Consider the following 24,427-nt stretch of genomic DNA (forward strand, 5'->3'; position numbering starts at 1 on the left):
TCGCGGGGACCCGGCCTTCGTCGTTCGTTGTGGTGACGCGGCGTCAGGCCGACGCGACAGTTTCGGCTTCGGCGCGGTCGGCCACCGGCTCGCGGATCCGGCCCGCCGCGTACAGGGCAGCGGTCGCGGCGGTGCACGCACCGGCGAGCGCCACGTGGATCGTCACCAGCACGGCCGGCACGTGCGTCCAGAACTGCACGAGTCCGACGCACGCCTGTGCGACGACCAGCGCGATCACGACCTTCAGGCGCAGCTTCACCTCGGCGCTCGCCCCGACTGCGTACAGGCCGAAGCCCAGGCCGATCAGCAGCGCCAGGTAGCCGACGAGCAACTCGGCATGCAGGTGCACCAGGTTGGTGATGTCGAGGTCCAGACGTTCGACCGTGCGCTCCGGGTTCTTGTCACCGGCGTGCGGGCCGGCACCGGTCACCATCGTTCCCGCCACCAACGTGCCGGCCAGCGCGACGCCGGTGAGGGCGGTCAGCCAGCTCAGCTGCTTGGGCAGGGTGGTGACCTCGACGCCGTCGTCCGGTTGGTCGATCTTGTGGTACAGCATCACCGACAGCCACACCATTGCCATCGACACCAGCAGGTGCAGCGCCACCGTCCACCAGAGCAGCCCGGTGAGCACCGTGATCCCGCCGAGCACCGCCTGCGCGACGGTCGACAGCGGCATCAGCCACGCGTACACGAGCACCTCGCGCCGCCGCGCCGCGCGCGTGACCGCGAGGACCACCGCGGCGGCGGTCGCGATCACCAGGAACGTGAGCAGGCGGTTACCGAACTCGATGGTCTGGTGGAACCAGGGCGCCGTCGAATCACCGGTCGGGACGAAACTGCCCGGGTAGCACTGCGGCCAGGTGGTGCATCCGAGGCCGGATGCCGTCACGCGGACCACCGATCCGGTGACCGCGATGCCGCCCTGCGTCACGATCACCGCGATCGCGATCCACTTCTGGACCGCAAGCGACGGCAGCGGTAGACGGTTGACCAGGCTCACAAACCCGCGATACAGCACAACCCGATGGTAGAGGGCCTTCCACTACGCGGTGTAGTTGGGCCCGGCTCGGCCGGGGTGTCGTCGACCCGGGCCCGGTGCCCGGCGACCGCGGGGATCACGACCCCGACGATCCCGAGCCGCTCGAGCCGCCGCCGTCCGGGTTGACCGACACGATCCCCGAGATCGTGCCCTGCATGTACCGGCCGTCCTCGGTGATCAGCGCCGACATCTGCAGGGTGTCCCCGAGCATGGTGCCGGTGATCGTCCTGGTGGTCTTCACCGCGCCGGTGTCGGGGTCGATCACCGCGTAGGCGAAGCCGTCGAGCGGCGTCGTCGCGTCCAGTCCCTGCCGGACCATCGTGTAGATGTTGCCGTCCGCCGTGGACAGGTGCGGCACCGCCGAACTGCGGACCTCGTTCTGCCATACGGTGCTGCAGCCCTCGCCGTCGGTGTCGACGTCCACGCGCGTCATCCCGCCGCGGAACGGCGCCGACGCGGGAACCGCCTCGCCCGCGCCGTCCGGGACCGTCGGGTACGGGTAGCCATAGGTGCTCGCGACGAACACCGAGCGCCCGATGCCGATGGGGGAGTTCTCGCTGCCGCTGCCCGATCCGGTGCTCCCGGTGGCGCTCCCGCTCAGGCTGCCGGTGCTGCCCGACAAGCTGCCGCCGTCGTCGCCCGGAGGCAGGACCGGTTCCTTGCAGATCTCGGCGCCGGTGTCGGACCGGTAGACCAGCAGGTTCACCTGGCCGTCGGCGTTGTCGACGATCGTGACGTACTCGGATCCGGTGGCGGGCCCGAAGTAAGTGGGTGTCGAACCCGTGCCCCAGCTGAGCTGGCCGGGCTTGCGCGCCGACCCCCGGTCGTACTCCTGCCGCCACTCGAGTTGCGGCTGCGAGTCCGGTCCGGCGGTGAACTGGTAGGTGGCGTGGGTGGACGCGACCGAGGTGCCCGTCGGTGACGTCGAGATGCTGTTCTGCACCTGTTCGCCCGCCGGTAGGGGCACGGTGCGGGCGGTGCCGGTGTGGTCGACCGTGCCCACGACACCGTTGCCCGTCGCGAACCACACGTTGCCGGCCCAGTCGGGCGCGAGTCCGGTGACGTTGTCGCCGTCGGGAATCGCCGACGTCAGATCGGTGCTCGAGTCGACCGTGAGCGTCCAGGTGCCGTCCGGGTCCTGGGCGTGGCCCACCCGCAGCAGGTGACGGCTGCCGTCGACCACCACGAGGCGGTCGTCCGAATCCAGGTAGGCGTACACCCCGCCGAGCAGGCTGCCCCTGGCCAGCTCCAACTGGGCCAGCGTGCCACCCACCGGGAACGTCGACGCGGTCGGATCGAGCAGGTGCACGGTGGGCGTCCGGCCCAGCATCGTCGTGCACAGTGCGACGCCCAGGCCGTCGGAGCCCTGCAGCAGCGTCGGGCAGGCCGACGCGAGCGGGTACTGCGCGATCGAGACCGCGCCGGCGCCCGGGCCGGCCAGCCGCGTCGCGTCCGACGATCCGGCGTCCCCGTGCATGGTGGAGGTCCCGTCGGGGCCCAGATACGGGTTGGCCGGTGCGAGGGGCCCCCACCCGGGGGCCGCATCCGCGGTCACCGGGGCCAGGGCCAGAGCGAGTGCGCCGCACGCGGCGATCGAGGTACGACGGAGTCCGGTGATCAGGGAAGCAGTCACGACGGTCATTGTGGTACCGGACGGTCGGTGCCGGGAGCGTTTCGCCCGACACGAGCCGAATGCACGAATACTCGTGTCAGGTGAACTTGAAGGTGCGGGTCGCGACGAAACCGGCCACCGCCGCCCACACCGCCAGCACTGCCACGCACATGACGTTGATGCTGCCCGTGGTCGCGTCCTCGAGGGCCTGCGCCAGCGCCCCAGACGGGATGAGCTGCGCGCCGATCCGGACACCACTGTGCAGTTGATCGGCGAAGATGACGCTGCCGACACCGGCCATCACGAACCACAGGATGTTGGCGAGGGCGAGAACGATCTCGGCGCGCAGCGTGCCGCCGAGCAACAGGCCGAGCGCCGCGAACGTGACCGTGCCGAGCGCGATGACGACGCCGCCGAGGAGCAGTCCGAGCACCTCGGGCCGCCAGCCCAGGGCGAAGCCGATGGCTCCGAGCAGGAGGGACTGCATCGCGACGACGATGACGACAGCCGCGCTCTTGCCCGCGATGATGCCCCAGCGCGGCAGGGGAGTGGCCCCGAGTCGTTTCAGCGCGCCGTAGCGCCGGTCGAAGCCGACCGCGATCGCCTGCCCCGTGAACGCCGTCGACATGATCGCGACCATCATCACGGCCGGGACGATGGTGTCGACGCGGTCGTCGCCGAAGTCGCCGACGGGGAGAAGAGTCAGACCGATCAGCAGGGTGATCGGGATGAACATCGTGATGAGCAACTGCTCGCCGTTGCGCAGCAGCAGCGTGAGCTCGAGCCGGGTCTGTGCGGCGAGCATGCGGGCCGCGGGCGCCGGCTGCGGGCGCGGCGTGAAGGTACCGTCGGCGAATCGGTTGTCGGCCAGGCGGTCGTGGTGCGTCACGCTCATCCCCTCAGGTCCCGTCCGGTGAGTTCGAGGAAGACGTCCTCGAGTCGGCGCTGGTCCACCCGGATCTCCGTGGCGAGCGCGTCCTGTCCGGCACACCACGACGTGACCGCCGCGACGATGTGCGGATCGATGGTGCCGCGCACCGCGTAGTTGCCGGGAGTGCGCTCGAGGGCCTGGTAGTCGGCAGGCAGGACGGCGCGCAGACGCTCGAGGTCGAGACCGGGCGGCGCGACGAGGCTCAGCTGGCCCTCGGCCCCGGTCCGGGTGACCTCGGACGGTGTACCGGACGCGACGATCTGCCCGTGGTCGATGATGACCAGTTCGTCGGCCAGTTCCTCGGCCTCGTCCATCAGGTGCGTGGTCAGCAGGACGCTGACGCCGTCGCGGCGCAGGGCGTCGATCAGCTCCCACACCAGCAGACGGGCCTGCGCGTCCAGGCCGGCGGTCGGTTCGTCGAGGAACACCAGCTCGGGGCGCCCGACGAGTGCGCATGCGAGCGCGAGGCGCTGCTGCTGGCCACCGGACAGTCGTCGGTACGGCGTCCGGCGCGCGTCCTGCAATCCGAGGCTCTTCAGGAGCCACTCGGGATCGAGCGGGTCGGCCGAGTATGACGCCACGAGGTCGAGCATCTCCCCGGCCTTCGATCCGGGGTAGGCGCCGCCGCCCTGGAGCATGACGCCGATCCGCGGGCGCAGGGCGGCCGAGTCGGCGATGGGGTCGAGACCGAGGACGCGCACCGACCCGGCATCGGGGGAGACGAAGCCCTCGCACATTTCGACGGTCGTGGTCTTGCCGGCGCCGTTGGGGCCGAGCAGGGCAAGTACCTGCGCGGACTCGAGCGTGAGGTCGAGTCCGTCGACCGCGCGCAGGTCGCCGAACGACTTGACCACGCCCTCGAGTCGCACGGCGGGACCGCCCCTGTTGGACGTCGTGTTCGACGCTCTGACAATCACGAGGAACCAGCCTAAGCCCCGGCCGGATCAGTCTGAGCCGGCGGTCCGGGCTGCGCCCGCCACAACAGCTGATTCCGTGTCAGGACGATCAGGGCGATGCTCGTCACCGCGGTCGCGATGGCGGCCTGGACGATCATGAACGGCTCGTACTCGGCGCCGTTGGGCATCAAGATCACGCTGACGAACGACGAGAAGGCGATCGCGGGGATACGGAAGATGGGCCGGGTGGCCCACGCGGCCAGCGGGATCACCGCCCACAGCAGGTACCAGGGCTGCACCACGGGGAAGAGCAGGAYGATCGCGCCCAGCGAGACGCCGAGCGCCCCCACCGGATGGATTCGTCCGACTAGGACGGCGATCAGCATGCGGACCGTGATGAAGGCGGCGATCAGCGACGCGATCGGTCGTGTGAGGCTGAGCACAGCGGTGGTGTGGTCGCCGAGGCCGAGCAGGACGCCCGCGAGACCGGTTCCCAGTCCGAGCAACGTCGGGATCGACATCCAGCTGCGCACCTCCGTTGCGGTGCCGAGCGTCTGGGTCCAGCCCATGCCCAGTCCGCTCGCGACGCTGACGAACACCGTCACCGCGATGGTCACCGCGCCGAGGATGGCCGCAGCGGACACCAGTGCCTTGAGGTTGCCGCCCCACCGCCGGGCCAGGGCCATGCCGACGAAACCGAGTGCCAGCAGCGACGGAATCTTGATCGTCGAGGACAACACGATCAGCGTCGCGCCCGCGAGCAGGAGGAGCAGGACCCGGCCCCGGATCGGTTGGACGCTGTCGACAGCACGCAGGGCCACCTCGACGCCGGCCAGCATCAGGCCGATCATGAGAGCCTCGTTGTGGATGCCGGCGACCAGGTGGAACAGCACCAGTGGGTTCGCCGCGCCCAGCCACAACGCGCTCACAGCGGAGACGCCGCAGCGGCGGGCGAGGCGGGGCAGCGCCCACACGATCAGCGCGACACCGGCGAGCGCGAGAATGCGGTGCAGGAAGATCCCGGCCACGATGTTGTCGCCGGTCAGGTAGGTGATTCCGCGTCCCATCCAGAGGAACAGGGGACCGTAGGGCGCCGGCGTCTCACGCCAGATGTTCGGCACGGTCCGGGTGAGGACGTGATCGACGCCGAGTGCCCCGGCCGGTCCGATCTCGTACGGATCGAGGCCGCGGGCGGTGATCTCACTCTGCGCGAGGTAGGAGTACACGTCGCGGCTGAACATCGGCGGAGCGACTGTGAGGGGAATCACCCACAATAGAAGGGTGCGGTCGAGTTGCGACCGGCTGAGCTGTCGGGGCGCTCGGCCGCCGCGGATGTTTCCGACCGCAAATCGGCCGAGCAGCAGCCAGGCCAGCACCACCATGACGGTGCCCGTCATCGCCATGCTCAGGGTCGCGCTCGGCATACGTGCCGGCAGGCCGAGGATCCGCAGGCCCTGGACCGGGTTCTGCAGAACAGGTTGCGCTCCCGCGCCCAGCGCGCCGACGGCCATCAATACTGCGCCGGTCGCACCGAAGAGTCGGATGTGGTGCAGTTGGCGGTTCTCGCGGGCGTTGAGACCTGGCGACTCCGGTTCGTCGCCGTGGAGGGCGTCGCCTACCGACGGGCGGGGGGAACGCCCGTCGATCCCGAGCGCGCGCTTGGCGAAGGTCGTCGCCCGCTCGGCCCGAGATCGGGCCGGGGCGTCCGACTCGTTGTCCATCTCGGTCTGCGGCACACGGTGCAGCGTAGCGGGGCGGGCGGGGGACTTCGGTCACGGCGGATCGACGACCCGGCCGAATCGGTGTGGCGCCCGTTACACAGGCAACCCTTCGTGGACCGCTGGGCCTAATTCCGTCACACTGGTGTTGTGAAATCGGAAGCGGCTCGACGTTCGAGTGGAGAAAGCGCAGCTCACGTGACTGCGTCGTCCTCCGCTGGTTCCACGGTGTCCGTTGCCGGTGCACACGAAGGACACACTCGCGCGGCGGTCGTTCAATTGCTCGTCGAGGAGGGGCCGATCTCGGCCACCGACATCGGCGTGCGACTCGGTCTCAGTGCGGCCGGTGTCCGACGGCATCTGGATGCGCTCATCGATGCGGGTGAGGCGCAAGCCGCGAGTGCCGCCAGTTGGCGGCAGCGTGGTCGTGGCCGTCCCGCGAAGCTGTTCCAGATCACCGCAGCGGGTCGGGGCAAGCTCGGCCACACGTACGACGACCTCGCCGGTGCCGCGATGCGGCAGTTGCGGGAGATCGGTGGCGACGCGGCCATCGAGGACTTCGCCCGACGTCGGGTGCAGTCCATCGTCGGCGACGTCGCGCCGGTGACCGAGGACARGCCGGAGGAGGTGGAGTCCACCGCCGAGGAGATCGCGGAGGCGTTCACCTCGGCCGGGTTCGCCGCCTCGATCCGTCCGGTCGGCAACGGGGTGCAGATCTGCCAGCACCACTGCCCGGTCTCGCACGTGGCCGAGGAGTTCCCCGAACTGTGCGAGGCGGAACGGGCCGCGTTCGCCGCCTTGCTCGGCCGACACGTGCAGAGGTTGGCGACCATCGCCAACGGGGACTGCGCCTGCACCACGCATGTCCCGCTCGCGTTACCCCGAACGACCGAATAGATGATCTCGATTTTCTCCCTGCCGGTGTCCAGCTCTCACCGGTACGTACCAAGACTCCGGAAGGAGCTCGCATGACCGTCACATCAGACCAGGTGACACCCGAGGCGCCACTGACGCAGGAAGAGACGATCGCCTCGCTGGGCAATTACGGCTACGGCTGGTCGGACTCCGACGCCGCCGGTGCCAGTGCACAGCGAGGTCTGTCCGAGGCCGTCGTGCGGGACATCTCATCGAAGAAGAACGAGCCCGAGTGGATGCTCGACATCCGCCTCAAGGCGCTCAAGACCTTCGACAAGAAGCCCATGCCGCACTGGGGTTCGAACCTCGACGGCATCGATTTCGACAACATCAAGTACTTCGTGCGGTCCACCGAGAAGCAGGCCGAGAGCTGGGAAGACCTGCCCGAGGACATCAAGAACACGTACGACAAGCTGGGCATCCCGGAGGCGGAGAAGCAGCGCCTGGTCGCCGGCGTCGCCGCGCAGTACGAGTCCGAGGTGGTCTACCACCAGATCCGTGAGGATCTCGAGGCTCAGGGCGTGATCTTCCTCGACACCGACACCGGTCTGCGCGAGCACCCGGAGATCTTCCAGGAGTACTTCGGCTCGGTCATTCCGGCCGGCGACAACAAGTTCTCCGCGCTGAACACCGCCGTCTGGTCCGGTGGCTCGTTCATCTACGTCCCGCCGGGTGTCAAGGTCGACATCCCGCTGCAGGCCTACTTCCGGATCAACACCGAGAACATGGGTCAGTTCGAGCGGACGCTGATCATCGTCGACGAGGGCGCCTCGGTGCACTACGTCGAGGGCTGCACGGCCCCGATCTACAAGTCCGACTCGCTGCACTCCGCGGTCGTCGAGATCATCGTCAAGAAGGGCGGCCACTGCCGCTACACGACGATCCAGAACTGGTCGAACAACGTCTACAACCTGGTGACCAAGCGCACCAAGGTCGAGGCCGGCGGATCCATGGAGTGGATCGACGGCAACATCGGCTCCAAGGTCACGATGAAGTACCCGGCCGTGTGGATGATGGGCGAGCACGCCCGCGGCGAGGTTCTCTCCGTCGCGTTCGCCGGCGAGGGCCAGCACCAGGACACGGGTGCGAAGATGCTGCACCTGGCGCCGCACACGTCGTCGACGATCGTCAGCAAGTCCGTCGCCCGCGGCGGCGGCCGCGCGTCCTACCGCGGCCTGGTCCAGGTCAACAAGGGTGCGCACGGGTCGAAGGCGACCGTCAAGTGTGACGCCCTGCTGGTCGACCAGATCAGCCGTTCCGACACGTACCCGTACGTCGACGTCCGCGAGGACGACGTGACGATGGGCCACGAGGCGACGGTGTCGAAGGTCAGCGACGACCAGTTGTTCTACCTCATGAGCCGCGGTCTGACCGAGGACGAGGCGATGGCCATGGTGGTGCGAGGGTTCGTCGAGCCCATCGCCAAGGAGCTGCCGATGGAGTACGCCCTCGAGCTCAACCGCCTGATCGAACTGCAGATGGAAGGGGCGGTGGGCTAGTGAGCACCCCCGTGACGGGAGTACAGGGTGCGGTGGCCGGCGAGAACGTCGCCCCCGCAACCAACAAGGGTGAGGTCTTCACCTCGTTCGACGTGAATGCGTTCGAGGTGCCCGCCGGACGCGACGAGGCGTGGCGGTTCACCCCGCTGCGCCGGCTGCGGGGTCTGCACGACGGCACCGCCGTCGCATCCGGCTCGGCCGCTGTCGAGGTCACCGGTGGCGACGTCACCGTCGAGACCGTCGGCCGTGACGATGCCCGCCTCGGCCAGGGCGGCGTCCCGTTCGATCGAGTCGCCGCGCAGGCGTACTCGTCGTTCGAGACGGCGACCGTCGTGACCGTCGGTCGCGAGACCGAGGTGGCGGAGCCGATCAACATCGTCGTCACCGGACCCGGTGAGGGCCAGGTGGCGTTCGGTCACCTGCAGATCCGCCTCGAGACCTTCGCGAAGGCGACCGTCGTCCTCGATCAGAAGGGCAGCGGAACCTACGCGGAGAACGTCGAGTTCGTGCTCGGCGACGGCTCGTCGCTGACCGTCGTCGCGGTCCAGGACTGGGAGGACGACGCGGTGCACGCGGCGGCCCACCACGCGATGCTCGGCCGGGACGCGGTGCTGCGGCACACCTCGGTGAGCCTGGGCGGCGACCTCGTCCGGATCACGCCGACGGTCAAGTACGCGGGCCCCGGCGGCGAYGCCGAGCTGCTCGGCCTCTACTTCGCCGACGCCGGTCAGCACTTCGAGCAGCGCCTGCTGGTGGACCACTCGCAGCCGCACTGCAAGTCGAATGTCGTGTACAAGGGTGCGCTGCAGGGCGATCCGGCCTCCGGTAAGCCCGACGCACACACCGTGTGGATCGGCGACGTGCTGATTCGTGCCGAGGCCGAGGGCACCGACACGTTCGAGCTCAACCGCAACCTGGTGCTCACCGACGGCGCGCGCGCCGACTCCGTGCCGAACCTCGAGATCGAGACCGGCGAGATCGTGGGCGCCGGACACGCCAGCGCGACCGGACGTTTCGACGACGAGCAGCTGTTCTACCTGCGCGCCCGGGGTATTCCCGAGGACCAGGCGAGGCGACTGGTGGTGCGTGGTTTCTTCCACGAGATCATCAACCGCATCGCCGTTCCCGAGGTGCGCGAGCGCCTCGAGGCCGCGGTCGAGGCCGAACTCGCCGCCGTCGGCGCCTGATCCGGGCCCGCCTCCAGCTTTCCGCCGATACTTCCCAGAGGAAATCGAATGTCTACCCCTGAAAACTCGGTTCTCGAAATCAAGGACCTGCACGTCAACGTCGCCAGCTCGGACGAGAACGCCGAGCCGATCAACATCCTCAAGGGCGTGAACCTCACCGTCCGCTCGGGTGAGACCCACGCGATCATGGGCCCCAACGGCTCCGGCAAGTCCACCCTGTCGTATGCGATCGCCGGCCACCCCAAGTACGAGGTGACCTCCGGTTCGATCACCCTCAACGGTGAGAACGTCCTGGAGATGAGCGTCGACGAGCGCGCCCGCGCCGGTCTCTTCCTGGCCATGCAGTACCCGGTCGAGGTTCCGGGCGTGTCGATGTCGAACTTCCTGCGCACCGCTGCCACCGCGGTCCGTGGCGAGGCCCCCAAGCTGCGCCACTGGGTCAAGGAGGCCAAGGAGGCGATGGTCGAGCTCGAGATCGATCCCGCGTTCGCCGAGCGCAGCGTCAACGAGGGCTTCTCGGGTGGCGAGAAGAAGCGCCACGAGATCCTGCAGCTGGGTCTGCTCAAGCCGAGGATCGCGATCCTCGACGAGACCGACTCCGGCCTGGACGTCGACGCGCTGCGCGTCGTCTCCGAGGGCGTCAACCGCTACAAGGAGCGTGAGAACGGCGGCATCCTGCTGATCACGCACTACACGCGGATCCTGCGCTACATCGAGCCCGAGTTCGTGCACGTGTTCGTGAACGGCCGCATCGTCGAGTCCGGTGGCGCCGAGCTCGCCGACGAGCTCGAGACCAACGGCTACGTGCGGTTCACCCAGGCTGCAGCGTCCGGGGCAGAGGCGTAGTTCGGATGACCACCACGGCGGCAGCGCTGGACGTCACCAGGATCCGGGAAGACTTCCCGATCCTGGGACGTACCGTGCGCGACGGAAAGCCCTTGGTGTACCTGGACTCCGGTGCCACGTCGCAGCGTCCGGTCCAGGTGCTCGACGCCGAGCGGCACTTCCTCACCACGTGCAACGCCGCGGTGCACCGCGGTGCGCACCAGCTGGCCGAGGAGGCCACCGACGCGTACGAGGGTGCCCGCAGTGCAATCGCGTCGTTCGTCGGCGCCGACGCGGACGAGCTGGTGTTCACCAAGAACGCCACCGAGTCGCTCAACCTGGTTGCGCACGTGTTCGGTGACGACCGGTTCTCCCGGGTCGTCGGCCCGGGCGACGAGATCGTCGTGACCGAGCTCGAGCATCACGCGAATCTCGTTCCGTGGCAGGAGCTTGCGCGCCGCACGGGCGCGACGCTGCGCTGGTACGGCATCACCGACGACGGGCGCATCGACCTGGACTCGCTCGAGCTGACCGACAAGGTCAAGGTCGTCGCGTTCACGCACCAGTCGAACGTGACCGGTGCGATCTCGCCGGTGACCGAGCTGGTCCGGCGGGCGCAGGCCGTGGGCGCGCTGACGGTGCTCGACGCATGCCAGTCCGTGCCGCACATCGCCGTCGACTTCCACGCTCTCGACGTCGATTTCGCGGCGTTCTCGGGACACAAGATGCTCGGCCCGTCCGGCGTCGGCGTCCTCTACGGCAAGCGCGCGCTGCTGGCGTCGATGCCGCCGTTCATCACGGGCGGCTCGATGATCGAGACCGTGACGATGGAGGGCAGCACGTACGCGCCCCCGCCGCAGCGCTTCGAGGCCGGTGTGCCGATGACGTCGCAGGTGGTCGGGCTCGGTGCCGCCGTGAAGTACCTCGAGGACATCGGCATGGATGCCATCGCGGCACACGAGCATCAGCTCGTCACCGCAGCGCTCGCAGGGCTCGCCGGGATTCCCGGCGTCCGCATCGTCGGCCCGACGGACGGAATCGACCGCGGCTCTGCCGTGTCGTTCCTCGTCGACGGGATCCACGCCCACGACCTGGGCCAGGTCCTCGACGACGACGGCGTGGCCGTCCGCGTCGGCCATCACTGCGCGTGGCCGATGCACCAGCGGTTCGGCATCGCCGCCACCGCGCGGGCGTCGTTCGCGCTGTACAACACCCTCGACGAGGTCGATGCGCTGATCGCCGGTATCCGGCGGGCGCAGGACTTCTTCGGTGTCGGCGGAGGAGCCTGAGCGTGCGTCTGGAGCAGATGTACCAGGAAGTGATCCTGGACCACTACAAGCACCCGTTGGGTCGCGGTCTGCGCGATCCGTTCGGCGCCGAGGTGCACCACGTGAACCCGACGTGCGGTGACGAGATCACGCTGCGCGCGCACCTGTCGGAGGGTGAGGACGGCCGGCCCGTCGTCGCAGACATCTCCTACGACGGCCAGGGCTGCTCGATCAGCCAGGCGTCGACGTCGGTGATGTTCGACCAGATCGTGGGTATGCCCCTCGATGAGGCGCTGCGCACGGTCGACGCGTTCAGCGAGATGGTGAGCAGTCGGGGCACCGTCGAGGGTGACGAGGACGTGCTCGGCGACGGCATCGCGTTCAGCGGCGTGTCGAAGTACCCGGCGCGCGTGAAGTGCGCGCTGCTGGGATGGATGGCTTTCAAGGACGCCGTTGTTCGAATAGTCGACGGCAATCCCGAAGACGACCTTGCTCGAACCGGAGGACAGACATCATGACCGAGACGCAGGCCGAGCAGGCCCAGCCCGAGAACGCGGCGACCGAGGCCGAGAGCGGTGCCGAGTACGGCGCATCGCTCACCCCGGAGCGCCTCGACGAGCTCGAGGAGGCGATGCGTGACGTCGTCGACCCCGAACTCGGTATCAATGTCGTCGACCTCGGCCTGGTCTACGACTTCAAGGAGATCGACGAGAACGGCATCGACGTCGTCCTACTCGACATGACGCTGACCTCCGCGGCCTGCCCGCTGACCGACGTCATCGAGGAGCAGTCCAAGCGCGCCCTGGTGAACAGCAGCCTGTGCGACGAGCTGCGGATCAACTGGGTCTGGATGCCGCCGTGGGGCCCGGACAAGATCACCGAGGACGGACGCGAGCAGCTGCGCGCGCTCGGCTTCACGGTCTAGCGGGTTGGCCCGGGATTCCCGGGGACTGACCTACCGCGAGGTCGGTGCCACCGCCGGAGAGCTGCCGGCCGGCTACCGACACCTGCGGGAATCGACCGCCATCGGACGCGGCGAGGATGCCTTCCTCGCCGCGTCCGACGCGTTGATGGGCTGGGACGTCCACCGGCGTGCAGGCCTACGGGTGGAGGCCGAGTCGCCGATCGCGGTGCCCGGCACCACCGTCGAGTTGCGGTGGTTCGGCTTCACGATCCCGTGCCGCGTGATCTACGTCGTCGACGAGCCCGACCGTCGCGGATTCGCGTACGGCACGCTGACCGGTCATCCCGAGTCGGGGGAGGAGCGGTTCTGCGTCGAACGCCACGCCGACGGCGCGGTGGTCGCGACGATCACCGCGTTCTCGCGTCCCGGCCGCTGGTTCACCCGCGTCGGCGACCCGGTGGCACGTCTCGTGCAGCGTGCGATGACGCGGCGCTATCTGGACGCGTTCGCCGACTGACGCGTCAGGCCCGCTTGCGGCCCGCCTTCTTCGCGGGTGAGGGCTTGACGTCCTCGCCGGCCGCCTCGAGACTGCGCTGCAGGGCCGCGACCAGGTCGACCACCTCGGCGTCCTCGCCGCCTGCCTCGGCCCGTTCGGCGGCGGGGATGACCTTCTTGCCACCGCTGGCGATCGCGTCGTCCAGGAGTTGGCGGAGCTGGATCTGGTAGTCGTCGGTGAACTCGGTGGGGTCGAAGTCCTCGGCCATGCTCTCGACGAGCGTGCCGGCCATCTTCAGTTCCTTGGCCTTCGGGTCCTCGGCGTCGTCGAGGGATGGGAATGCGGCCGCGCGGACCTCGTCGGGCCACAGCAGTGTCTGGATCACCAGCACCCCGTCCCGTTCCCGCAGTGCCGCCAGTCGGGTCTTCTGGCGGAGGGTGAAGTGCACCAGTGCGGTGCGATCGGTCTTCGCGAGTGTCTTCGCCAGCAGCACGTACGCCTTCGGTGTGGCCGAGTCCGGCTCGAGGTAGTAGCTCTTCTCGAACAGGATCGGATCGATCTGGTCGGTGGGCACGAACTGCAACACCGGGATCTCGTGTTGCTCGGCCGCCGGCAGCTTCTCGAAGTCCTCGTCGGTGAGGATGACGCGATCGCCGTCGTCGGAGTCGTAGGCCTTGTCGATGTCCGCGAACTGCACCGTCTGGCCGCATTCACTGCACACCCGGTTGTACTTGATCCGTCCGCCGTCCTTGGCGTGGACCTGATGGAAGCGGATGTCGTGGTCCTCCGTCGCGGAGTACACCTTGACCGGCACGTTGACCAGCCCGAACGCGATGGAACCCTTCCAGATTGATCGCATGGAACCCACTATTGCCCAGATCGGGGCACGGTGTCGGCTCCGCCGAGAAGATCATCACCATCTCGAGACATTTCGGCGACGTCGGACCGACAGGCAGGTGTCGTCGCGGCGTCGGCGGCGAACGCCCGTCGAACAGTGGACGAACAGTCCGTCCGGCGTCGGGAGAATTGGTCTAGTCCGATTCAGGCTGTTCGTTGTGACTAACAACATCACATCCCCCAAGGCCCTGTCCCTCCTCCTCGCCGCCGGTGCCGTCGCGGCCGGTGTCGTCGGCGCAGCGGGTACCGCGAGCGCCGCGCCCACGCCGTCGGTCACCAAGACCGTCGTCATCGGACTCGACGGCACGATGACTACGTCAAGGACGCGAACACCCCCAACCTGCATCGGCTGATCGCCGAGGGCACCAGCGGGCAGTCGTCGATCCTCGGTCACCCGACGATCTCCGGTCCGTCGTGGTCGACGATCCTCACCGGCGTGTGGCACACCAAGCACGGTGTGGTCGACAACTCGTTCAACGGCTCGCGCTACGACCGGTACCCGACGGCCTTCACCCGCATCGAGCAGGTGAAGCCCGAACTGCGCACCGCCTCGATCTCGACCAGGGGCGGCATCGCCACCATCGCCGGATCGGGCACGCCCAAGGCCGACGTCGTCGTGACGACCCCGGGTGCCGGCAGCGAGGCCGCGGCCGACGCGGCCACCGCGACTGCCGTCGCCGCGGAGATCGCCTCCAATGGTCCGGATTTCGTCTTCACCCAACTCGACCAGGTGGATGGCGCCGGACACTCCTCGGGCACCGTCGGATCGGAGTACGCGCCGGCCCTCGAGCGCGTCGACGCCGAGGTCGGCAAGATCGTCGACGCGGTCGACGCGCGCAGCAACGTCACCGGCGAGAAGTGGACGATCATCGTCACCTCCGACCACGGCCACAAGCCGAACGGCGGCCACGGCGGCCAGAGTGCCGAGGAAGCAACGACGTTCGTGATCGCGTGCGGTGCGGGCTACCAGGCCGGCGTCGCCGACGACGAGTACACGATCGCCGACGTCGCTCCCACGGTCCTCGACAACCTGGGCATCGCCCAGCCCGCCGACCTCGACGGCGCCCCGCTGCCCAAGGCTGCGCCGACCGTGACCGGTTCCCTCGGCCGGCTGCCGTCGTGGATCCCGACGGGCTCGCTCGGGTCCTGAGTCACGACCGTCGGACGCCGGCTGCCGCCAGCGTCCGACGGATCGGCGGCGGTGCCTTCCGGAAGATCTCCCACATCGCCGCGGCGATGGCCGCGGGTTGATCACGTCCGGACAGGTAGGCCCGCTGCCGGTCCACCGGCAGGGCGAAGAAGGCCTCGAAGAACGCGGCGGTGCATGCCGGATCGAGGCTCAGCAGCGCCCGCAACCCCACCTCGCGCAGGGTTCGGACGGCTCGGGTGGGTAACGGCCACAGTGCTTTTGTGGGGTCCCTGCCGGTGGTGAGCGCGGTGACCACGTCGTCGACCGCGCACAGGGACGCCGCCACGCTGTAGCCGGTGCCCGGGTGGACCAGTCCTGCTCGGGCACCGAACGCGGCCACCGCGGACCCACCGCGTGGAGCCTCCACGGGAAAGCGCACCCGTTCGGCCGGCGCGGCGGCGGGCAGTTCGACGCCGCGGTTACGCAGCCGGGTCTCGAGTCGCGTGCGCAGCGAGTCGAGCGGCAACCCGGGCCGTCCCACGAGACAGGTCTCCTCGAGCAGCACCCGGTCGGCACCGAGGGGGACGGCATAGAGGAACGACGCCGGATCGTCCGGCGCGGTGCCGTTATCGCGGCGCCAGTCCATGAACCAGCCGTAGGCCCCGGCCATCGCGGGGGCCGCGACCTCCTCGGACACCACGATCCCGAACGCGGTCTGCTCCGCCAGCGCCGGATCGGGGCGCAGGCCGCGCGAATCGATCACCCGTGCCGCGCGGATCTCCGTGCCGTCGCGCAACGTGACCGTGCCGGGGCCGATCTCGGCCGCTACCCCGCGAACGACGCGATCGAATCCGAGCCGCGCATGCAGGGCGGAGTTGTCGAGCACGGCGTACGCGCGGTCGAGGCTCCGTTCGCGCGTCGTCCACACCCGGGGTCGGGACACCCGGGCACGCAACACCGACGAATCCAGCCAGGACGGCAGTTCGTCGACCCAGGCCGCGTAGGTGGGCGTCCACGGTCGGTCGGGCGTCGGGTCGACACCCACCACCCGCAGCCCGGCGGCGGCGGCGCGGTGGGCGAGGGCGCGGCCGGCGGGACCGAGGCCCACCACCGCGACATCGGCGGAGAACGTAGGGATCAGAGCCCGCCCGTCGCGAGCAGTCCGCCGTCGACGCGGACGGTCTCGCCGGTGATCCAGGCGGCATCGTCGGAGACGAGGAAACCGACCAGGCCGGCGACGTCCTCCGGGGTTCCCAGCCGCTTCATCGGGTAGACCGACGACGCCTGATCCTCGCCGGCCGACACGAGGGCCGCCGCGAACTTGGTCTTCACCACGCCGGGGGCGACGGCGTTGACCCGGATCTTCGGCCCGAGCTGCCACGCGAGTTCCTCGGTGAGCCGGATCAGCGCGGCCTTCGAGGCGCCGTACGCGGCGATGACGCCGGTCGAGCGGATGCCGGCGACGCTCGCGAGGTTCACGACCGCGCCACCGTGCTCGCCCATCCAGGCCCGGTACACCTCCTGGACGTAGCCGAGGGCGGCGACGACATTGACGTCGAAGATCTTGCGGACGGCGTCGAGGTCGGCGTCCATCAGCGCGCCGTAGACCGGGTTGATGCCGGTGTTGTTGATCAGGATGTCGATCGATCCGAGGTCGCTCACCGTGCGGGCGACGGCCTCGGTGCGGGCGTCGGCGTCGCCGGAGTTCCCGACGATCGCGATGACCTTGCCGGCGTGCCCGAGGGCGCGCAGGTCCGCGGCCGCTTCCTCGAGCGGTTCGGGTTTGCGCGCGGTCACCACGACGTTGGCGCCGCGCCCCAGCAGTTCCGCGGCGATGGCCTTGCCGATTCCTCGGCTGGCGCCGGTGACGAGGGCGTTGCGTCCCTGCAGATCGTTCGCACGTGTCATGGAGCCGAACGTTAGCCGACTCACTGCACCGCGGTGTGGCGACAATCCCGCGTCACGGTAAAATCGGTGGTTCTTGTGCTCTATCGCGGGCACGATGACGTCCGAATGGCGCAGTGCGTGCGCTTCGGGGCCGTCCCGCCTTTTCTCACCTAGGGAGTTTTGCTTGATTACCGCCACCGACCTCGAAGTTCGTGCCGGTGTGCGGACGCTGTTGTCTGCCCCGGGTTCGGCGTTGCGTGTGCAGGCCGGGGACCGGATCGGTCTGGTGGGGCGCAACGGTGCCGGGAAGACGACCACCCTGCGCATCCTGGCCGGTGAGGGCGAACCCTACGCGGGTGCGGTGATCCGCAGCGGCGAGTTGGGGTACCTGCCGCAGGACCCGAAGGAGGGCAACCTCGACGTCCTCGCGAAGGACCGGGTGCTGTCGGCGCGGGGTCTCGACGAGATCATGCGCAAGATGGAGAAGCAGCAGACCATCATGGCCGAGGCCGTCGACGACGCGGTCCGTGACAAGGCCGTGCGCAAGTACGGTTCGCTCGAGGACCGGTTCTCCGCCCTCGGCGGGTATGTGGCCGAGTCCGAGGCGGCCCGCATCTGCAACAGCCTCGGGCTGGCGGATCGCATCCTGGAGCAGCCGCTGCGCACCCTCTCCGGTGGTCAGCGCCGCCGCGTGGARCTSGCSCGGATCCTGTTCGCCGCCTCGGACGGCTCGGGCGGCAAGTCGAACACCACGCTGCTGCTCGACGAGCCCACCAACCACCTCGACGCCGACTCGATCACGTGGYTGCGCGGKTTCCTGCAGAACCACGACGGCGGCCTGATCGTGATCAGTCACGACGTGGACCTGCTCAACGACGTCGTGAACCGGGTGTGGTTCCTCGACGCCGTGCGCGGCGAGGCCGACATCTACAACATGGGCTGGAAGAAGTACCTCGACGCCCGCGCGACGAGGTACGGGTGGACGACAAGGTCGCGCACATCCGCTTCCCGGAGCCCGCCACCTGCGGCAAGACACCGCTGATGGCCGAGAACCTGACCAAGATGTACGGCTCCTTGGAGATCTTCGCCGGTGTCGATCTGGCGATCGACCGTGGCAGCCGGGTGGTCGTGCTCGGGCTCAACGGCGCCGGCAAGACGACGCTGCTGCGCATCCTGGCGGGCACCGAAACGCCCAATGCGGGCGAGCTGGTGCCCGGTCACGGGCTGAAGATCGGTTACTTCGCGCAGGAACACGACACCCTCGACGACGACGCGACCGTGTGGGAGAACATCCGCCACGCCGCCCCCGACACCGGGGAGCAGGAACTGCGTTCCCTGCTCGGCGCGTTCATGTTCACCGGGCCGCAGCTCGAGCAGCCGGCCGGCACGCTGTCCGGTGGTGAGAAGACGCGTCTGGCGCTGGCCGGGCTGGTGTCGTCGGCGGCGAATGTGCTGCTGCTCGACGAGCCGACCAACAACCTCGACCCGATCTCGCGCGAGCAGGTGCTCGACGCGCTGCGCAGCTACAAGGGTGCCGTCGTCCTCGTCACGCACGATCCGGGCGCCGCCGAGGCACTGAACCCGGAGCGGGTCATCCTGCTGCCTGATGGGCAGGAAGATCACTGGTCCCAGGAGTACCTCGAACTCATCCAGCTCGCCTGATTCGTCCCATCCCCGCTGGCTGAGCGAGTTTTCGGTTTGTTGATCACGCGTCGATCGGTGATCTAGCCTGGAAACCGGGGCTCGCTCAGCTGACCGGAGGATGTCATGGCGGAGAGCACGGGGATCGGCGGGGTTTCCGGCGGGGTTTCCCGGGGGGCCCGAATCACCGGGGAATCGCGTGACAAACTCCGCGACGAACTGARAGCCCAGTACGAAGCCGGTGCAAGCATCCGCACCCTCGCCGAACAGACCGGCCGCTCGTACGGGTTCATCCACAACGTGCTCGTCGAGGCGGACGTGACACTGCGGCGGCGCGGTGGGCCGAACCGGCGTAAGAAGACTGTTTGACCAGGCTGTTGCCGGATCGGGGAGCTTCTGGTGGAATCCGCCCAGCCGGACCCAACAGGGATTCGAGTTTCGATCGGCCGGTCCGCGAGATTCTGCCGTCCGGCGAGGGCTTGCGGTATCACGGAAAATCGCCAGCTTGAAGGTCCGCGGTATGTACTGTCCGAATCATGCGTATGCGGGCTGTAGCTGCGTCCTTGCTGCTCGCTGCCGCCGTGGCCGGTTGCGCGAGCACCGGTACGGGCGGTGATGGGCTCGACTCGCCCGTATCCTCGCCGCCGAGTGAGGAATCTCAGCTCTACTCCGCTGCGCTGCACCAACTGGTTCTCGTCGACAATCCCTTCGCGAGATCGCCGTCGCCGGTCGGGTACGTCTACGTCGTCGACGGTTCGCAGTTCGACACCGACCTGAAGAACGACATCACCGCACAGTCCGGCGATCTTCCCTCTGTCGAGTTCGTTGCAAGCCCTGATCAGCGGGCAGATGTCGGAAGACAAGGCTTGACTGGCGTCGAGAACGACGGAGTCATCATCGAGCTCGATCCGACGCAGCGACAGGACGACGGGAGGGCCCACGCCGGCGTACGACTATGGTGTGGCATCGATTGCGGAATCGGGCTCACCTACGTCCTCGAGCGCATCGCCGGACAGTGGACAGTCACCGGAACGACGGGTCCCGTTACCATTTCCTGAAGCATGGTTCTTGTTCGGTGCGCCACCGCTACGTCGTCGCGCGAGGCTGTAACTGGACTCCGCGGGGAGGCCGCCGTTTCCATTCGACACGGATGCCTACGGATCCCCGCCGGGTCGCCACCCACACACAACGCCGACGTCCATCCAGGAATGGCCCGCTAGACGTTTGCCGGTGGGCGGCCGGATGAGGAACCGCCGAGCCGTACTCGCAGCGTCGCCAGGCCGGGGCCCTCGAGCTCGTTCGCGACATCGCCGCGTCCGGCGATGGACATGAGCAGGGCCTCGCCGGGGCCGCGGACTTCAGGTCCGCTTCCCGCGGTCCAATCCAGGTCTGTTGCCGCCAATCGAAGGCCCCGGATCCGTCGGTGTGCGCCTATCGGGGGCGCGATGCGCGCGAAGTCGAGAGCGGGCACGAGCGCCTCGGCGGGGATATCCCGGGGGAGGCCGAGCGGCCGACGAATGTCCTGCTGGTGGATCATGCCGTCGACGAGCGCGATTCGGCTCCCGAATGCGGTGGTGAGTCCTCGGGGCTGCAGGCTGCGATCCAGTAAGTCGAGCAGTTGGTGTGGGCTGTGCTCTGCGAAGTCGTCCAGCCCGATCGCGTTGGCGCGGTCGAATCGCAACCAACCGCGAGCGAACCTGCTCGCCACCCCGCCGGGGCCCATCTCTTCGTAGCTCAGCATGTGGGCAACGACGTCGCGGACGCTCCAGCCCGCGCACAACGATGGCGTCTGCCATTGCTGTGGGGTGAGTGAATGCAGGAGAGTCGCGAGTTGGGTCCGCTCGGCGCGGGCCAACTCCTTCACGTCACGCATTGCAACTCCCGGACTGGTCCAAGACCACGAGTAGCCCGTGCCCATTGCCGGCCGTTCCCCAGTTGTGCCGCGGTCGGCGATCAGTAGCCATGACGCAGTATCACTCGATCTCGGCCGGCGGCGGGCCGGTTACGCGCGAACGCCCGCAGCTGATGAAGGGACGAGTCGGTTCAGGTATCTCTGCGACGCACCGATTCCTCGACGAGATCGAGCACGGCCGAGAGGTTCTCGCCGCCGTGGCCGGAGGCGATTCGGGCGATGAGACCGTCGAGCACCAGGTCGAGGTAGTCGAGCAAAACGTCGGTAGGCAGGTCGTCGCGCAGGCGTCCGGCCGACTTCTGCCGTTCGAGGCGGCGGACGGTGGCCTCGGTGAGTTCGGCGCTGCGCTGGGTCCAGTCCCGGGCGAACTCGGGGTCGGTGCGCAGCCGTCGGGCGATCTCGAGTCGGGTGCCGAGCCAGTCGAACTGCTCGGGGGACGCGAGCATGTCGCGCATCACCTGGACCAGACCGCCCTCGGCGACGACGTCGGCCATGCGTTTGGCGTCCTCGTGGGCAAGGGCGAGGAACAGTCCGTCCTTGTCCTTGAAGTGGTGGAAGATCGCACCGCGCGAGAGCCCGGTGGTTTCCTCGAGCCGGCGCACGGTGGCGCCGTCGTAGCCGTACTGCGCGAAGCACTGGCGGGCCCCGTCCAGAATCTGGCTCCGCCGCGCCGCGAGATGGTCTTCACTGACCTTGGGCACAGCCGACATCCTTTCGTACGAAACTGCAACGGCGGGCCCGAGACTGACGTCCCGAGCCCGCCGTCAACGCGCTGAGTGATCCCGGGGAACCGGGATCACACGATCAGGTGACTAGCCCCGGATCATGTTGCGCAGCACGTACTGCAGGATGCCGCCGTTGCGGTAGTAGTCCGCCTCACCGGGGGTGTCGATGCGGACGACCGCATCAAACTCTGTACGAGACCCATCCGCCTTGGTCGCGGTGACCTTGACCGTCTCCGGGGTGACGCCCTCGTTCAGCTTCGCGACGCCCGCGATGTCGAAGGTCTCGGTGCCGTCCAGGCCCAGCGAGCCTGCCGACTCACCGGCCGGGAACTGCAGCGGGACGACGCCCATGCCGATGAGGTTGGAGCGGTGGATGCGCTCGAAGGATTCGACGATGACGGCCTTGACGCCGAGCAGGCTGGTGCCCTTGGCGGCCCAGTCGCGCGACGAACCGGAGCCGTACTCCTTGCCGCCCAGCACGACCAGCGGGATGCCGGCGGCCTGGTAGTTCTGCGACGCGTCGTAGATGAACGCCTGCGGGCCACCCTCGAGGGTGAAGTCGCGGGTGTAGCCGCCCGAGACGTCGTCGAGGAGCTGGTTGCGCAGCCGGATGTTCGCGAACGTGCCGCGGATCATCACCTCGTGGTTGCCGCGACGCGAGCCCAGGGAGTTGTAGTCCTTGCGCTCGACACCGTTGGCATCGAGGTACTGCGCGGCCGGGGTACCGGGCTTGATCGGGCCGGCCGGGCTGATGTGGTCGGTGGTGACCGAGTCGCCGAGCAGCGCGAGCACGCGGGCGCCCGAGATGTCGGTGACCGGAGCCGGATCCATCGTCATGCCGTCGAAGTACGGCGCCTTGCGGACGTAGGTCGACTTCTCGTCCCACGCGAAGGTATCGCCCTCCGGGGTGGCCAGGTTCTGCCAGCGCTCGTCGCCTGCGAAGACCGTGGCGTAGGACTTGCGGAACATGTCCTGGCTGATGGCCGACTTGATGGTGTCGTCGATCTCCTGCGCGGACGGCCAGATGTCCTTCAGGAAGACGTCGTTGCCGTCCTGGTCCTGACCCAGCGCGTCGGTCTCGAAGTCGAAGTCCATGGTGCCGGCCAGCGCGTACGCGATGACGAGCGGCGGTGACGCCAGGTAGTTCATCTTGACGTCGGGGGAGATGCGACCCTCGAAGTTGCGGTTGCCGGAGAGCACCGCGGTGACCGACAGGTCGTGCTCGTTGATCGCCTTGGAGATCTCCTCCGGCAGCGGACCGGTGTTACCGATGCACGTGGTGCAGCCGTAGCCACCGAGGTAGAAGCCGAGCTTCTCGAGGTACGGCCACAGGCCGGCCTTCTCGTAGTAGTCGGAGACGACCTGCGAGCCGGGCGCCATGTTGGTCTTGACCCACGGCTTGGTCTCGAGGCCCTTCTCGACCGCGTTGCGGGCGAGCAGAGCGGCGCCGAGCATGACCGACGGGTTGGAGGTGTTGGTGCAGGACGTGATGCCGGCGACCGCGACGGCGCCGTGGTCGAGAACGAACTCGCCGCGCTCGGTCTTCACCGTCACCGGCTTGCTCGGGCGTCCGTGCGAACCGTTGGCGGCCGACGGAATCACCGAGGCGACGTCGGAGACACCGGCCGTCGAGGCCGGGTCGGACGCCGGGAAGGACTCTTCGACGGCCTCGTCGAGTGCGGAGTGCGCAGCCTCGGCACCGTTGGTGACGTAGGTGACGATGTCGCGACGGAACGCGTCCTTCGACTCCGACAGCAGGATGCGGTCCTGCGGACGCTTCGGGCCGGCGATCGACGGCACGACCGTCGACAGGTCCAGCTCGAGGTACTCGGAGTACGCGGGCTCGTGGTCCGCGTCGTGCCACATGCCCTGCTCCTTGGCGTACGCCTCGACGAGCGCGAGCTGCTCCTCGGAACGTCCGGTCAGACGCAGGTAGTTGATGGTCTCGCCGTCGATCGGGAAGATCGCTGCGGTGGAACCGAACTCGGGGCTCATGTTGCCCAGGGTCGCGCGGTTGGCCAGCGGCACCTCGGCGACGCCCGCACCGTAGAACTCGACGAACTTGCCGACCACGCCGTGCTTGCGCAGCATGTCGGTGACGGTGAGCACGACGTCGGTCGCGGTCACGCCGGGCTTGATCTCACCGGTCAGCTTGAAGCCGACGACGCGCGGGATCAGCATGGAGACCGGCTGGCCGAGCATGGCAGCCTCGGCCTCGATGCCACCGACGCCCCAGCCCAGCACGCCCAGGCCGTTGACCATCGTGGTGTGCGAGTCGGTGCCGACGCAGGTGTCGGGGTATGCCTGACCGTTGCGGGTCATGACGGTGGGTGCCAGGTACTCGATGTTGACCTGGTGCACGATGCCCATGCCCGGGGGGACGACCTTGAAGTCGTCGAACGCGCCCTGGCCCCAGCGCAGGAATTGGTAACGCTCGCCGTTGCGCTGGTACTCGAGGTCGACGTTGCGCTCGAGAGCGTCGGCGCGGCCGAAGACGTCGAGGATCACCGAGTGGTCGATGACCATGTCGGCCGGGGAGAGCGGGTTGACCTTGTTCGGGTCGCCGCCGAGGGCGGTGACGGCCTCACGCATGGTGGCGAGGTCGACGACACAGGGCACGCCGGTGAAGTCCTGCATGATCACGCGCGCGGGGGTGAACTGGATCTCGACGCTCGGCTGCGCCGAGGGGTCCCAGTTCGCGATGGCGCGAATGTGATCGGCGGTGATGTTGGCACCGTCCTCGGTGCGCAGCAGGTTCTCGGCGAGAACCTTCAGTGCGTAGGGCAGCTTCTCGGTGCCGGGGACGGACGCGAGGCGGAAGATCTCGTACGAGTTGTCTCCGACCTCGAGCGTTCCCTTGGCGCCGAACGAATCAATACTGGTGGTCACGTCAGCTCCACTCGTCTTTGAGGTTCGCCGTCGACGGGGCTGTGTCGACGGCTGAAG

At 68.4% G+C, this 24,427-nt stretch carries 23 protein-coding genes and 1 pseudogene; 13 read left to right on the top strand and 11 right to left on the bottom strand.

What is annotated here, in order from left to right; genetic code table 11:
* Window positions 1-43 precede the first annotated feature (43 nt).
* From AB4Z09_RS07085 to mptB, 5 genes are all read right to left on the bottom strand, one after another.
* On the bottom strand, window positions 44-1,018 hold the full coding sequence (locus tag AB4Z09_RS07085) for a COX15/CtaA family protein (protein ID WP_174910002.1): 975 nt from the start codon (window positions 1,016-1,018) through the stop codon (window positions 44-46).
* A 97-nt stretch (window positions 1,019-1,115) separates the two neighbouring features.
* Window positions 1,116-2,681 (bottom strand): hypothetical protein, encoded by a 1,566-nt coding sequence (locus tag AB4Z09_RS07090; protein ID WP_442239421.1) that lies wholly within the window; start codon window positions 2,679-2,681, stop codon window positions 1,116-1,118.
* 67 nt (window positions 2,682-2,748) lie between these two features.
* Entirely contained in the window at window positions 2,749-3,546 is a 798-nt protein-coding gene (locus AB4Z09_RS07095) for an ABC transporter permease (protein ID WP_174910005.1), read from the bottom strand.
* Complete coding sequence (locus AB4Z09_RS07100; RefSeq protein WP_114722758.1) at window positions 3,543-4,496, bottom strand: ABC transporter ATP-binding protein; 954 nt, start codon at window positions 4,494-4,496, stop codon at window positions 3,543-3,545. The genes AB4Z09_RS07095 and AB4Z09_RS07100 overlap by 4 nt, the downstream gene beginning before the upstream one ends.
* Window positions 4,497-4,510: 14 nt before the next feature.
* The gene (mptB, locus tag AB4Z09_RS07105; protein ID WP_442239474.1) at window positions 4,511-6,199 is read right to left on the bottom strand and encodes a polyprenol phosphomannose-dependent alpha 1,6 mannosyltransferase MptB; all 1,689 of its coding nucleotides are present in this window, start codon (window positions 6,197-6,199) and stop codon (window positions 4,511-4,513) included.
* Between the two features lie 195 nt (window positions 6,200-6,394).
* Here mptB and AB4Z09_RS07110 point away from each other — a divergent pair, with 195 nt between their 5' ends.
* The 8 genes from AB4Z09_RS07110 to AB4Z09_RS07145 all read left to right on the top strand — a co-directional run bounded on the left by AB4Z09_RS07110 (window position 6,395) and on the right by AB4Z09_RS07145 (window position 13,311).
* Window positions 6,395-7,093 carry a helix-turn-helix transcriptional regulator gene (locus AB4Z09_RS07110; protein WP_442239422.1) on the top strand — a complete coding sequence of 233 codons (699 nt, stop codon included), beginning with the start codon at window positions 6,395-6,397 and terminating at the stop codon, window positions 7,091-7,093.
* A gap of 71 nt (window positions 7,094-7,164) precedes the next feature.
* Window positions 7,165-8,610 (top strand): Fe-S cluster assembly protein SufB, encoded by a 1,446-nt coding sequence (sufB, locus tag AB4Z09_RS07115; RefSeq protein ID WP_114722734.1) that lies wholly within the window; start codon window positions 7,165-7,167, stop codon window positions 8,608-8,610.
* Window positions 8,610-9,797 (top strand): Fe-S cluster assembly protein SufD, encoded by a 1,188-nt coding sequence (sufD, locus tag AB4Z09_RS07120; RefSeq protein WP_174910011.1) that lies wholly within the window; start codon window positions 8,610-8,612, stop codon window positions 9,795-9,797. The genes sufB and sufD overlap by 1 nt, the downstream gene beginning before the upstream one ends.
* A 48-nt stretch (window positions 9,798-9,845) precedes the next feature.
* The gene (gene sufC / locus AB4Z09_RS07125; protein WP_114722736.1) at window positions 9,846-10,643 is read left to right on the top strand and encodes a Fe-S cluster assembly ATPase SufC; all 798 of its coding nucleotides are present in this window, start codon (window positions 9,846-9,848) and stop codon (window positions 10,641-10,643) included.
* Between the two features lie 5 nt (window positions 10,644-10,648).
* Window positions 10,649-11,911: a cysteine desulfurase gene (locus AB4Z09_RS07130; protein WP_442239423.1), complete on the top strand. Its 1,263-nt coding sequence runs from the start codon at window positions 10,649-10,651 to the stop codon at window positions 11,909-11,911.
* 2 nt (window positions 11,912-11,913) lie between these two features.
* The gene (gene sufU / locus AB4Z09_RS07135) at window positions 11,914-12,408 is read left to right on the top strand and encodes a Fe-S cluster assembly sulfur transfer protein SufU (RefSeq protein ID WP_114722738.1); all 495 of its coding nucleotides are present in this window, start codon (window positions 11,914-11,916) and stop codon (window positions 12,406-12,408) included.
* Complete coding sequence (locus tag AB4Z09_RS07140; protein WP_114722739.1) at window positions 12,405-12,815, top strand: metal-sulfur cluster assembly factor; 411 nt, start codon at window positions 12,405-12,407, stop codon at window positions 12,813-12,815. The genes sufU and AB4Z09_RS07140 overlap by 4 nt, the downstream gene beginning before the upstream one ends.
* 4 nt (window positions 12,816-12,819) lie before the next feature.
* Window positions 12,820-13,311 (top strand): DUF1990 domain-containing protein, encoded by a 492-nt coding sequence (locus AB4Z09_RS07145; protein WP_442239424.1) that lies wholly within the window; start codon window positions 12,820-12,822, stop codon window positions 13,309-13,311.
* Between the two features lie 4 nt (window positions 13,312-13,315).
* Here the strand turns inward: AB4Z09_RS07145 and ku are convergent, their stop codons facing one another.
* Entirely contained in the window at window positions 13,316-14,149 is an 834-nt protein-coding gene (gene ku / locus AB4Z09_RS07150) for a non-homologous end joining protein Ku (RefSeq protein ID WP_442239425.1), read from the bottom strand.
* Between the two features lie 196 nt (window positions 14,150-14,345).
* On the opposite strand from ku, the gene AB4Z09_RS07155 reads away from it, so the two are divergent.
* Both AB4Z09_RS07155 and AB4Z09_RS07160 read left to right on the top strand, forming a co-directional pair.
* Window positions 14,346-14,540, top strand: coding sequence for a hypothetical protein (locus AB4Z09_RS07155; RefSeq protein ID WP_442239426.1), 195 nt, complete (start codon window positions 14,346-14,348; stop codon window positions 14,538-14,540).
* Window positions 14,540-15,337 carry an alkaline phosphatase family protein gene (locus AB4Z09_RS07160; RefSeq protein ID WP_442239475.1) on the top strand — a complete coding sequence of 266 codons (798 nt, stop codon included), beginning with the start codon at window positions 14,540-14,542 and terminating at the stop codon, window positions 15,335-15,337. Before AB4Z09_RS07155 ends, AB4Z09_RS07160 begins: the two co-directional genes overlap by 1 nt.
* Before the next feature lies 1 nt (window position 15,338).
* Here AB4Z09_RS07160 and AB4Z09_RS07165 read toward each other — a convergent pair whose 3' ends face one another.
* A complete protein-coding gene (locus AB4Z09_RS07165; protein WP_442239427.1) occupies window positions 15,339-16,424 on the bottom strand; it encodes a lycopene cyclase family protein in 1,086 nt (361 codons plus the stop codon).
* Window positions 16,425-16,453: 29 nt separating this feature from the next.
* Window positions 16,454-17,224: an SDR family oxidoreductase gene (locus AB4Z09_RS07170; protein ID WP_442239428.1), complete on the bottom strand. Its 771-nt coding sequence runs from the start codon at window positions 17,222-17,224 to the stop codon at window positions 16,454-16,456.
* Window positions 17,225-17,387: 163 nt separating this feature from the next.
* Here AB4Z09_RS07170 and AB4Z09_RS07175 point away from each other — a divergent pair.
* The 3 genes and pseudogenes from AB4Z09_RS07175 (at window position 17,388) to AB4Z09_RS07185 (ending at window position 19,902) form a co-directional block, all read left to right on the top strand.
* Window positions 17,388-18,865: pseudogene (locus AB4Z09_RS07175) on the top strand (ABC-F family ATP-binding cassette domain-containing protein).
* Between the two features lie 105 nt (window positions 18,866-18,970).
* A complete protein-coding gene (locus AB4Z09_RS07180; RefSeq protein WP_442239429.1) occupies window positions 18,971-19,213 on the top strand; it encodes a helix-turn-helix domain-containing protein in 243 nt (80 codons plus the stop codon).
* Window positions 19,214-19,380: 167 nt separating this feature from the next.
* Complete coding sequence (locus AB4Z09_RS07185) at window positions 19,381-19,902, top strand: hypothetical protein (RefSeq protein WP_442239430.1); 522 nt, start codon at window positions 19,381-19,383, stop codon at window positions 19,900-19,902.
* A gap of 158 nt (window positions 19,903-20,060) precedes the next feature.
* Here AB4Z09_RS07185 and AB4Z09_RS07190 read toward each other — a convergent pair whose 3' ends face one another.
* From AB4Z09_RS07190 to acnA, 3 genes are all read right to left on the bottom strand, one after another.
* Window positions 20,061-20,717, bottom strand: a complete 657-nt coding sequence (locus tag AB4Z09_RS07190; RefSeq protein WP_442239431.1) for a maleylpyruvate isomerase family mycothiol-dependent enzyme — start codon at window positions 20,715-20,717, stop codon at window positions 20,061-20,063.
* Window positions 20,718-20,887: 170 nt separating this feature from the next.
* A complete protein-coding gene (locus tag AB4Z09_RS07195) occupies window positions 20,888-21,457 on the bottom strand; it encodes a TetR/AcrR family transcriptional regulator (protein ID WP_174910025.1) in 570 nt (189 codons plus the stop codon).
* A 111-nt stretch (window positions 21,458-21,568) separates the two neighbouring features.
* Window positions 21,569-24,370 (bottom strand): aconitate hydratase AcnA, encoded by a 2,802-nt coding sequence (gene acnA, locus AB4Z09_RS07200; RefSeq protein ID WP_442239432.1) that lies wholly within the window; start codon window positions 24,368-24,370, stop codon window positions 21,569-21,571.
* Window positions 24,371-24,427 lie beyond the last annotated feature (57 nt).

This window comes from Rhodococcus sp. TAF43 (genome assembly GCF_052113525.1).
Taxonomy (GTDB): domain Bacteria; phylum Actinomycetota; class Actinomycetes; order Mycobacteriales; family Mycobacteriaceae; genus Prescottella.